The following is a 10469-nucleotide window of genomic DNA, read 5'->3' as shown; positions in this document are numbered from 1 at the left end:
AGGCGCTGGCGTACGAGCTGCTCGCCGATGTCGAGCTGGCCCTGGGCCGGCACACCGACCTCGTCCCCGAGCTGCTCACCTGGACCGCCGCCCACCCCATCCGGGAGCGGCTGGTCAGCCGCCTCATGCTCGCCCTGTACCGGGCCGGGCGGCAGGCCGACGCGCTCGGCGCGGCCCGCGATCTGCGCCGGCTGCTGCGCGACGAGCACGGGCTCGACCCGGGTCGTGAGGTCACCGACCTGGAGGCCGCCATCCTGCGGCGCGACCCGGCGCTGGACCCGTCGCCGCCGTCCGCGGTCGCCGTCGCGGCCACGCCGGCGGGGCACGTCGTGCCGGCGCAGCTTCCCGCACCGGTGCCGGGGTTCGCCGGACGCGCGCTCGACCTGGCACACCTCGACCACCTGCTCGACGCGTCCGGGCCGCGCAGCGTGGTCGTGTCCGGCACCGCCGGGGTCGGCAAGACCGCGCTGGCCGTGCACTGGGCGCACGGGGTCACCGGGCGCTTCCCCGACGGCCAGCTGTTCCTCAACCTGCGCGGCTTCGACCCGCGGCAGCCGGCACTGCCCGCCGAGGTTGCCGTACGCGAACTGCTGCAGGGCCTGTCGATGCCCGCCCGGGAACTTCCCGACAGCCACGACGCGCAGGTCGGCCTGTACCGCAGCCTGATGGCGGGGCGGCGCATGCTGGTGGTGCTCGACAACGCCGCCGACGCCGAACAGGTCCGCCCGCTGCTGCCCGCCTCCGCCGGTTCGCTGGCCCTGATCACCAGCCGCAACCGGCTGTCCGGGCTCGCGGTCACCGACGGCGCGGCGACCCTCGCCCTCGGCCTGCTCGACGCCGACGAGGCCCGGCAGCTGCTGGCCAACCGCATCGGACCGGCCCGGATAGCCGACGACCCCGCGGCGGCCGACGACATCGTCGAGCGGTGCGCGCACCTGCCGCTGGCGCTGTCCATCGCCGCGGCGCGCGCCGCCGAGGACCCGCGTACGCCGCTCGGCACGGTCGCGGCGCAGCTGCGCGCCAGCGGCGACGGCCTGGCCCCGTTCACCGGTGAGGACGCCGCATCCGACATCCGCTCGGTGCTGTCGTGGTCCTACCGCGCCCTCAGCGAACCGGCGGCACGGCTGCTGCGGCGGCTCGGCCTGCACCCCGGTCCCGACATCGGCGACGACGCGGCCGCCGCCCTCGTCGGAGCCCCGGTGGAACAGGTCCGTCCGCTGCTGCGCGAGCTCGACCGGGCCAGCCTCGTCGCCGTGCCGCATCCCGGCCGGTACGCCCTGCACGATCTGCTCCGCGCGTTCGCCGTCGAGCTGGCCGAGCGCCACGACGGGCCCGAGCGCACGCCGGCACTGCGGCGGCTGCTCGACTTCTACCTGCACAGCGCCGTCGCCGCGGCGGTCCTGGTCGATCCCGCGCGGGAGGCGGTCGCGCTGGACCGGCCCGCCGACGGCGTCACCGCGCGCACGTTCACCGAGCGCGACACGGCGGTCGCCTGGCTGCACGCCGAGCACCACGCGGTGCTGGCCGCGGTGCGGCTGGCCCATGCCGAGGGTTTCGACACCCACACCTGGCAGCTGTCGTGGAGCCTGGTGTCCTACCTGAACTGGCAGGGCCACCACTACGACTGGCGCGAGGCGCAGGATCTCGCCCTGGCCGCGGCGTACCGGCTGGGTGACCGGGTCGTGCAGGCACGCACCCACCGCGGCGTCGGGCGCGGCCTGAACGCCGCCGGCCGTGCGGACGAGGCGATGGCGCACTACCACGACGCCCTGCGGATCTACCAGGAGCTGGGCGACGTGGTCGGGCAGGGCGCGATCCACCTGAACATCGGCGCGCTGCACGACCGGCAGCGCGAGCACGAGGCGGCGCTCGAACACAGCCGGCTGGCACTCGACCTGTACCGCCGGGCCGGGTACGAGCTTGGGCAGGCGCGCGCCCTGAACAACATCGGCTGGGCGTACACGCAGCTGGGCGAGCACCGGCTGGCGATCGAGCCGTGCCGGGAGGCGATCGCGGTCTGCCGGTCGCTGGGCGACGTGAACAGCGAGGCCGACGCCTGGGACTCGCTCGGCCATGCGCTGCACCACAGCGGACTGGTCGCCGAGGCGATCGACGGCTTCCAGCGCGCCCTGGCGATCTACCGGACGGTGGGCAACCGGGGGCTGGAGGCGGTGATCCTCATCCATCTGGGCCAGGCGCACCGGACCGCGGGCGACGTGGACGCGGCCGAGCGGGCCTTCGAGCAGGCCGCGGCGATCCGCGACGACCTGGGCGCCACCGCGGCCGAGCAGGTCCGCGCCCTGAGCACGCCACGACCCGCCTGAGCCGCCACCGCGGCGACGACCGCCCGCCTCAGCCGACGCGGGCAGGTCCCCGGGGGGGTCGCGTCAGGGCAGGTCGAGGAGCATGTCGACGGCCGGTCCGGCGGAGGTGGTGAACGTGCCCGCTTCGACGAAGCCGTAGCGGCGGTAAAGCCCGAGGGCGCGGTGGTTGTCCGTGTGCACGCCGCCGAGCAGCACGACGCGGTCGCGGTCGAGCAGACGCACCGCCGCCCAGGTCGGCGGCAGCAGCGCCGCGGCGAGGCCGCTTCCGTGCCAGGCGTCGGCGACGCACGGCCCGAACCGGACGGTCCTCGCCGGATCCAGCACGGTGCCGTGGCGCGCGTACCGGGCGAGCTCAAAGTCGGGCGGCAGCGAGAAGCTGAGGTCGACCACGGCGTCGAGCCGGTCGGTCCGGCCGCTTCGATGGACGACGAGCCGCAGCTTGTCGTACCGGCCGATGGCCTCGATCCATCCGGCGGCCTCGCCGGCATGGTCGTCGTGGCCGTGCCAGAACCGCCGGCTGGTGTCGGACAGTCCGGCGAGGAACGATGTCAGCGCCGCCATGTCCTCGGCGCGCAAGGCCCGGAAGGCGAACGAGGTGCCCGCCAGGGTCAACCGGCGCGCCAGCGGGGTGGGATCGAGGGCGAGAGCGGCGAGATCAGGCAGCACACCGCGACCCTCCCGCACGGACGCGTGCACGCGCACCCCATTTGCCACCGAGTTCCGCTCCCTGCCCGGCCGGACCCGTATCGACCCGGGCAGAACGGCACGGCGCACGACTGTTAGGAAGCTTTATTTATTGATACTCTTCGTCGCGAGTGCTCGCCCCCAGGTCCCTCACGAGCCGCCGGCACCGCGCCGCGGAGAGGAGTCCCCATGTCACGACAACGTTCGCTGGCGCTGGCCGGAGTGCTGGCGGTCGTCGCCGCGCTCGCCGTCATCCTGCCGTCGGCGTCCGCTTCGGCCGCCAACTGCGTCAGCGCGTGGCAGTCGTCGGCCGTCTACACCGGAGGCATGACCGCCTCCCACAACGGCCGCAACTGGCTGGCCCGCTGGTGGACCCAGAACGAGACGCCCGGCGTCGCCGAGGTCTGGTCCGACCAGGGCACCTGCACCGGCGGCACCACACCCCCGCCCGGCGGCACGTGCAACCACCCCAACTGGGCCGCGGGCACCTGGTACACCACCGGCAGCATCGTGCGCTACACCAACGGGCTGTACTACATCGCCGAGCACGACAACCCGGGCTACGACCCGACGATCAGCACCTGGTACTGGGACCCGTACACCTGCAGCGGAACGCCTCCGTCGACGCCGCCGACCAACCCGGGCGGTTTCGTCGTCTCCGAGGCGGCCTTCAACCAGATGTTCCCGGGCCGCAACTCCTTCTACACCTACCAGGGCCTGATCGCCGCGCTGAGCGCCTTCCCGTCCTTCGCCACCACCGGCAGCGACACCGTCCGCCGCCAGGAGGCCGCCGCGTTCCTCGCCAACGTCAGCCACGAGACCGGCGGGCTGGTCCACATCGTCGAGCAGAACACGGCCAACTACCCGCACTACTGCGACGCCGGCCAGCCCTACGGCTGCCCGGCCGGGCAGGCCGCCTACTACGGCCGCGGCCCGATCCAGCTGAGTTGGAACTTCAACTACAAGGCCGCCGGTGACGCGCTCGGCCTGCCGCTGCTGACCAACCCGTGGCTGGTGCAGCAGGACGCGTCGGTCGCCTGGCGCACCGGCCTGTGGTACTGGATGACCCAGAACGGCCCCGGCACGATGACCGCGCACAACGCCATGGTCAACGGCGCGGGCTTCGGCCAGACGATCCGCAGCATCAACGGGTCCATCGAGTGCAACGGCGGCAACCCGGCCCAGGTCCAGAGCCGGGTCACCAAGTACCAGCAGTTCGTCCAGATCCTCGGCACCACCGCCGGTGCCAACCTGTACTGCTGACCGCAGCGGGCGGCGCCTCGTCGGGGCGCCGCCCATCAGCCGTCGCGGCGCACGTAGTGCAGCAGGACGACGCCGTTGCCGAAGGTGCGGGTCCGTTGCAGGCGCAGGTCGTGCCGCCGGTCCGACGGCTGGAACAGCGGACGGCCGCGACCCAGGACGACCGGGTGCACGTAGAGCCGCAGCTCGTCGACCAGGTCGTGTTCGAGGAACGTCGCCCCGAGCACGGCCCCGCCGAGCGCGATGTCCCCGCCGACCCGCGCGGCGATCTCGCGGATCTCGTCCGGCACGACCTCGCGCAGCACGGTGGTGTTCCAGCCGGCCTGGTCGAGGGTGCGGGAGAAGACGTACTTCGGCATGTCGCGCCAGATCCGGGCGAACTCCACCTCGGGCCCGGCGGCGGCCGGGTCCTGGTCGGCGGTCGGCCAGTAGTCGGCCATCAGCTGGTAGGTGACACGGCCGTCGAAGAACGCGCCCATCGGGGCGAGCAGCGCGTTGAAGTGCTGATGCAGCTCCTCGTCGACCAGGTGCCAGTCGAGCCCGCCGTCCGGATCCGCGAAGAAGCCGTCGACGGACACCGACATCATCATCATGATCTTGCCCATGACGGCCTCCTCGCCGACCATCTTAAAGCCGCGGTCCGACGCCACCCCCGGACTGACGCCGCACCATGATCGACGGATTTGCCCGGCACCTGGGCGTATCTTGACCCGCCATACCCACATGTGCCGGGCAAGTCGAACGACCTTGACGGGACGGGCACACTCGGCGGATGGGTGTCGACGTCGCAGCGCTGGTGATCGTGCTGGGTGAGGTGCGGGCATGGCTGGCCCGGCCGGACAACGACTTCTCGTGGTCGTCCTTCGTGGACGCCGATGCCGCGCTGGCCGAGATCGACGACCTGATCGCCCACGTGCACGCCGAGGGCCGGGTGCCGTTCGCGCTGTCGGTGCTGTTCGCCCCGACCGGCCCCATTCAGGAGGTGGCCCTGTCCAGCGGCTGGGGCGACGAGTTCCTCACCCTCGCCGCCCGCTTCGACGACGCATCAGCCGGGGACCGCTGACCGCTCGCGGGCGTGATCACGCTATGGCGAAGCCCATGATCACTGCAGCCGACACGACCACGTGGCCGGGCGCGAGCGACCCTTCGGCAGCGTCGAAACCCACGCTGCCGCCGCGCTCCAGCTCAGGCGCGTTCAGGTCCACGTCCTCCAGGTGCAGGAGCAGGCCGACCTGGACACCCGCGGCGGCCGCGTACGCTGCCGCCTTCGCCCGTGCCGCCTCGACCGCCCCCGCCCTGGCCTCGTCGCGCAGCTGCTTCTTCGCGCTGACGTCGAACTCCACCGAGTCGATCTCGGACGCGCCGGCGCGCACCAGGTCGACGAGCAGCACCTGCACCGAGTCGAGGTTCGTGGTCGAGACCGAGAACGAGGCGCTGCACCGGTAGCCCAGGAAGCGCTGCTCGCCGTCGCCCCACTCCCACGCACTCTTCAGGTCGAGGCGTGAGCCGTCCACGGCGGAATCCGGCACGCCGTGTCCACGCAGCACCTCCCGGACCGCGCGGACCTTCCCGTCGACGGCTTCGAACGCGGCCTGCGGCTCCGGCTCCACCCGGGAGACCCGCAAGGCCGCCCGGCGATCACGGCCGTCCCTCAACGCAGGGCGGTGGCGGCGGCCGCCTGGACCGCCGAGGTGAGCGCGGCGAGGGCGTCCGACTCCAGCCGCCAGTGCTGCCAGTACAGCGGGACGTCGGGCCTGCGGCCGGGCACCAGTTGGCGGTAGTGGTCCGTGTCGGCGACCGGCTCCGGCAGCGCCCTGCTGGCTGCCCGGCGCGCGCTGCGGCCCGGCCGCCTCGACCCGCGTGACGGAGCGGCCACGCCCCTGCGGGCCACGCTGCTCACCTGCCTGGCGTTCACGTTCCTCAACCCGCACGTGTACCTGGACACGATGCTGCTGCTCGGCGGCCTCGCCGTGCGCGACCCGAGCCGGTGGCTGTTCGCCGCAGGGGGCGGTGGCGGCCAGCGTCGTCTGGTTCGCCGCGCTCGGCGCGGGCGCGCGCCGCCTGGCCCCCGGCACTGGCCAGGCCGGCGACCTGGCGGGTGCTCGACGGGGTGATCGCGGTGACCATGACGCTCATCGCGGTCGGCCTGCTCGCCGGATGAACCGCGGGCCTGGACGGCGATGTCGTCGTGCGGCCGCGAGTGTGCATCATCCAGGGCAAAATGGGTAAGCGAGAGCCAGGAAGATCGCCGGGACAGTCGTGCGCCGAGCCGGCGCGACGGGGCCGGCCACAAGGTTCGCGCACCGCGTGGCGGGGGCGGCCCATGAGGAGAGGAACGCGCCGATGACGTCACCAGACCCGCGTCCCACGACGACCGATGCCGGCATCCCTGTCGCCAGCGACGAGCACTCGCTGAGCGTGGGCCCGGACGGTCCGCTGCTGCTGCAGGACCACTACCTGCTGGAGCAGATGGCCAACTTCAACCGCGAGCGCATCCCGGAGCGCCAGCCGCACGCCAAGGGCGGCGGGGCGTTCGGCACCTTCGAGGTGACCCAGGACCACAGCGCCCACACCCGGGCGGCGGTGTTCCAGCCGGGCGCGAAGACCGACGTGCTCATCCGGTTCTCCACCGTCGCCGGCGAGCGCGGCAGCCCCGACACCTGGCGCGACCCGCGGGGGTTCGCGGTCAAGTTCTACACCGGCGAGGGCAACCTGGACATCGTCGGCAACAACACCCCGGTCTTCTTCATCCGGGACCCGCTCAAGTTCCAGCACTTCATCCGCTCCCAGAAGCGGCGGGCGGACAACAATCTGCGCGACCACGACATGCAGTGGGACTTCTGGACGCTGTCACCGGAGTCGGCGCACCAGGTCACCTGGCTGATGGGCGACCGCGGCATCCCGCGCAGCTGGCGGCACATGAACGGCTACAGCAGCCACACCTATATGTGGATCAACGCGCAGGGCGAGCGGTTCTGGGTCAAGTACCACTTCAAGACCGACCAGGGCATCGAGTTCTTCACCCAGGACGAGGGCGACCAGATGGCGTCCGCGGACACCGACTACCACCAGCGGGACCTGTACGAGCACATCGCCGCCGGGCAGTTCCCGAGCTGGACCCTGCACGTGCAGATCATGCCGTTCGAGGACGCCAAGACCTACCGGTTCAACCCGTTCGACCTGACCAAGGTATGGCCGCACGGCGACTACCCGCTGCACGAGGTCGGCCGGATGACCCTGAACCGCAACGTCACCGATTACCACACCGAGATCGAGCAGGCCGCGTTCGAGCCCAACAACCTGGTCGCCGGGACGGGGCTGTCGCCGGACAAGATGCTGCTCGCCCGCGGGTTCAGTTACGCCGACGCGCACCGGGCCAGGCTGGGCGTGAACTACAAGCAGATCCCGGTCAACGCGCCGAAGGTCCCGGTGCACAGCTACTCCAAGGACGGCGCGATGCGGGTCGTCAACGTCAGCGACCCGGTGTACGCGCCCAACTCCTACGGCGGGCCGCAGGCGCAGCCGGAGCTGACCGACGACGGCGGGCTCTGGTACAGCGACGGCGAGATGGTCCGCGCGGCGTACACCCTGCGTCCGGACGACGACGACTGGGGGCAGGCCGGCACGATGGTCCGCGAGGTGCTCGACGACGACGCCCGGCAGCGGCTCGTCGACAACATCGTCGGTCACCTGCTCAACGGAGTCAGCGAGCCGGTGCTGGAGCGGGCGTTCCAATACTGGCACAACGTCGACAAGGATCTCGGCGACCGTGTCGAGACCGGCGTGCGGGCCAAGCAGGGTGAACGGGATCCGAAGGCTGCCAAGCAGGCCAATCCGGCTCGGACGAGCATGCAGCAGAAGGCCTGAAGACGATGGTGCCGATCGCCTACGACAGGCGTGAGGTCACCGAAGCCGGGCGGGGCGATGCGGCCAGTCCCGTCCGGCGGCGGTCGTAGTCGTCGTCCAGGGTCCGGAACAGCCGGTCCCACAGCGTCGTGTAGAAGCCGAGGTTACGGGCAGGGTTGACGTGGTGCATGGTGTGCATGGTCGGCGTCGCCACGATCGCGAAGAACCGGGAACGGCGCCAGCGTACCGGCAGCGGCTCCACGCCTAGGTGGCCGAAGACGCCGAAGACCAGGTTCACCACGGTGTATCCCGCCAGCGCCCACACGCTGAACGACCCTGCGGCGAGCACCAGCAGCCACAGCGCCCCGAAGGCGATCACCTCACCGGGGTGCAGCGCGAACAGGGTGATCGGCCGGGCGTCGACGAACCGGTGGTGCAGCCGGTGCCCCAGCGGATAGAGCAGCGGCAGGTGGGCCAGGGCGTGGCCCACATACGACGCGAAGTCCATGATGAGCAGCAGCACCAGCAGGTCGGCGGCGATCCACCAGGTCGTGTCGAGGTCGAGCTCGATCATGCCGAGGGTCCACAGCTTCCACCCGGCCAGCGTGACCGCGGTGTTGAGCACGACCGCTCCGGCGGCCAGCCACAGCTGCAGCAGCTCGGCGCGCCCCGTGTCCGGCATCAGCCGCACCGCGCGCGAGAGCCGCAGCACGGCTGTGCCCAGGCCGACGCCGGCCAGCAGGATCAGCGCGTTCTCGGCGATGAACAGCAGCGCCGCCGCCCACATCGGCAGGTCTCGAAGGTACGCGGCGACCTCATGCATGCCAGGAGGATACGAGCCGCGGACGCATCGCGCGCTCCCCTGGATTGTTGACAGCCACTGCGTCCCAGGCGATGCTGGCCGCATGAGTCGATCATCGACCGGGGCGCAGACCGCCGACGCAGCCCGGCTCCGCGAGGACGGCTCGTGACCGGCGCGGTCACCGGCGTGCCCGCGAGCCCCGGCCGGGCGCTGGGACCGGCGAGGCTGGTGCGCTCCGTAGACGACTTCGGCCGCCTGCGGCCCGGCGACGTGCTCGTCTGCCGGACCACGGACCCGGCCTGGACACCCCTGTTCCACGTCGCCGCCGCCGTCGTCACCGAGACCGGCGGGCTGCTCAGCCACGCCGCGATCGTCGCCCGCGAGTGCCGCATCCCCGCCGTCGTCGGAGCCGCCGACGCGATGGCCTTGCTGGCGGACGGAGCACAGGTCCTCGTCGACGGCGCGCTGGGCACGGTCACGGGGGTGACGCGTTGACGGCCCACACGTCGCCCGCCGAACTGCTGGTGCTGCACGCCGTACGGCTCAAGGGGTTCGCCGGGACCGATGCCGTGGCCGCCCGCTTCGATCTCGACGCCGCGCAGACCCAGGAGGACCTGCTCGACGCCGAGGCGTACGGCAGGGTCACCCGCGCCTCGTTCGCCGGGCTGACCGGCTGGTCGCTCACCGAGGCCGGCCGCCGCCACAACGAGGCCGACCTGCGGGCGGAGCTCGTCGCCCACCATGCCCGCGACGCCGTCGCCGCGATGCACGACGACTTCCTCCCGCTCAACGCGCAGGCGACCCGGACGTTCACGGACTGGCAGCTCGGATCCATGGACAGCCCCCAGAAGGCAGTGCCCGGCGACCTGCTCGGGCAGCTCGCCGACCTCGCGCAGCGGCTGCACCCGCTCGAAGGACGGCTTACCGAGCACCTGACCCGGTTCGGCGGATACCACCAGCGCTTCACCGAGGCGCTCGCGCGGGCCGCCGACGATCCGGCCTGGATCACCGGCATGGACGTCGAGTCGTGCCACCGCGTCTGGTTCGAGCTGCACGAGGACCTCATCGCGTCGCTGGGCATCGCCCGATAGTCTTCCGGCGTGGACTTCCTGGAGCTGCGCGCCGTCGTGCCCGGCCCGCGCCTGTTCTTCGACGGCGTCGACCCCACGACCGGCCGGCCCGTGCGCTCGACCGTCTACAGCGGACACCTCTGCCTGGCCCGGCGCGCCGGTTTCCGTGGCGCGGTGCGCCTGGAGGACTTGCAGGAGTTCGCGGTGTTCCTGCCGGACAGCCTGCCGTACCCGCAGCCGCCGCAGGTGCTGGCGGTGGAGCTGAGCGTGCGCCGGTTCCGCAGCACCGGCAACATCGGCGCGGTCCACGTCGGCGCGTGCGACGAGCGCATCGAGGTCGCCGACGACCCGCGCGGCGGCGAGCACCGCTGGCTGCGGTTGACGTTCCGGACGCCGATCTACTCCCACGACCAGGTCGAGATCAATTATCGGGTGACCGCCCAGTCGGACTGATCGAGCGGTCGGCGGATTGACTGTTGTGAT

General features: G+C 72.1%; 11 protein-coding genes and 2 pseudogenes. 8 read left to right on the top strand and 5 right to left on the bottom strand.

Annotation, left to right across the window (positions count from 1 at the left end; all coding sequences use genetic code 11):
• Window positions 1–2324 (top strand): ATP-binding protein (locus ACFQO7_RS04840; RefSeq protein WP_376805240.1); only part of this gene is annotated, 2324 nt, incomplete at its 5' end.
• Between the two features lie 63 nt (window positions 2325–2387).
• Here the strand turns inward: ACFQO7_RS04840 and ACFQO7_RS04835 are convergent.
• Window positions 2388–2990 carry a GNAT family N-acetyltransferase gene (locus ACFQO7_RS04835; protein WP_376805239.1) on the bottom strand — a complete coding sequence of 201 codons (603 nt, stop codon included), beginning with the start codon at window positions 2988–2990 and terminating at the stop codon, window positions 2388–2390.
• Between the two features lie 207 nt (window positions 2991–3197).
• On the opposite strand from ACFQO7_RS04835, the gene ACFQO7_RS04830 reads away from it, so the two are divergent.
• Window positions 3198–4271: a glycoside hydrolase family 19 protein gene (locus ACFQO7_RS04830; protein ID WP_376805238.1), complete on the top strand. Its 1074-nt coding sequence runs from the start codon at window positions 3198–3200 to the stop codon at window positions 4269–4271.
• A 35-nt stretch (window positions 4272–4306) separates the two neighbouring features.
• Here ACFQO7_RS04830 and ACFQO7_RS04825 read toward each other — a convergent pair whose 3' ends face one another.
• A complete protein-coding gene (locus ACFQO7_RS04825; protein WP_376805237.1) occupies window positions 4307–4873 on the bottom strand; it encodes a dihydrofolate reductase family protein in 567 nt (188 codons plus the stop codon).
• Between the two features lie 167 nt (window positions 4874–5040).
• Between ACFQO7_RS04825 and ACFQO7_RS04820 the strand changes: the two genes are divergently transcribed.
• Complete coding sequence (locus ACFQO7_RS04820) at window positions 5041–5331, top strand: hypothetical protein (protein ID WP_376805236.1); 291 nt, start codon at window positions 5041–5043, stop codon at window positions 5329–5331.
• Window positions 5332–5347: 16 nt separating this feature from the next.
• Here ACFQO7_RS04820 and ACFQO7_RS04815 read toward each other — a convergent pair whose 3' ends face one another.
• The gene (locus ACFQO7_RS04815; RefSeq protein ID WP_376805326.1) at window positions 5348–5893 is read right to left on the bottom strand and encodes an SIMPL domain-containing protein; all 546 of its coding nucleotides are present in this window, start codon (window positions 5891–5893) and stop codon (window positions 5348–5350) included.
• 26 nt (window positions 5894–5919) lie between these two features.
• A pseudogene (locus tag ACFQO7_RS04810) lies at window positions 5920–6027 on the bottom strand (ArgP/LysG family DNA-binding transcriptional regulator); the annotation flags it as partial.
• A 22-nt stretch (window positions 6028–6049) separates the two neighbouring features.
• On the opposite strand from ACFQO7_RS04810, the pseudogene ACFQO7_RS04805 reads away from it, so the two are divergent.
• Window positions 6050–6429 (top strand): annotated as a pseudogene (locus tag ACFQO7_RS04805) (LysE/ArgO family amino acid transporter); the annotation flags it as partial.
• 182 nt (window positions 6430–6611) lie between these two features.
• Window positions 6612–8135 carry a catalase gene (locus ACFQO7_RS04800; protein WP_376805235.1) on the top strand — a complete coding sequence of 508 codons (1524 nt, stop codon included), beginning with the start codon at window positions 6612–6614 and terminating at the stop codon, window positions 8133–8135.
• A 19-nt stretch (window positions 8136–8154) separates the two neighbouring features.
• Here ACFQO7_RS04800 and ACFQO7_RS04795 read toward each other — a convergent pair whose 3' ends face one another.
• Window positions 8155–8937 (bottom strand): sterol desaturase family protein, encoded by a 783-nt coding sequence (locus ACFQO7_RS04795; RefSeq protein WP_376805234.1) that lies wholly within the window; start codon window positions 8935–8937, stop codon window positions 8155–8157.
• Window positions 8938–9081: 144 nt separating this feature from the next.
• Between ACFQO7_RS04795 and ACFQO7_RS04790 the strand changes: the two genes are divergently transcribed.
• The 3 genes from ACFQO7_RS04790 to ACFQO7_RS04780 are packed head-to-tail and all read left to right on the top strand — an operon-like array spanning window position 9082 to window position 10439.
• Window positions 9082–9411, top strand: a complete 330-nt coding sequence (locus tag ACFQO7_RS04790) for a PEP-utilizing enzyme (RefSeq protein WP_376805233.1) — start codon at window positions 9082–9084, stop codon at window positions 9409–9411.
• Entirely contained in the window at window positions 9408–10007 is a 600-nt protein-coding gene (locus ACFQO7_RS04785; RefSeq protein ID WP_376805232.1) for a transcriptional regulator, read from the top strand. Before ACFQO7_RS04790 ends, ACFQO7_RS04785 begins: the two co-directional genes overlap by 4 nt.
• 9 nt (window positions 10008–10016) lie before the next feature.
• Window positions 10017–10439, top strand: a complete 423-nt coding sequence (locus ACFQO7_RS04780; RefSeq protein WP_376805231.1) for a hypothetical protein — start codon at window positions 10017–10019, stop codon at window positions 10437–10439.
• The last annotated feature ends 30 nt before the right edge of the window (window positions 10440–10469 follow it).

Source organism: Catellatospora aurea, assembly GCF_042663325.1.
Classification (GTDB): Bacteria; Actinomycetota; Actinomycetes; order Mycobacteriales; family Micromonosporaceae; genus Catellatospora; species Catellatospora aurea.
This window is presented reverse-complemented; position numbering and strand designations above follow the sequence as displayed.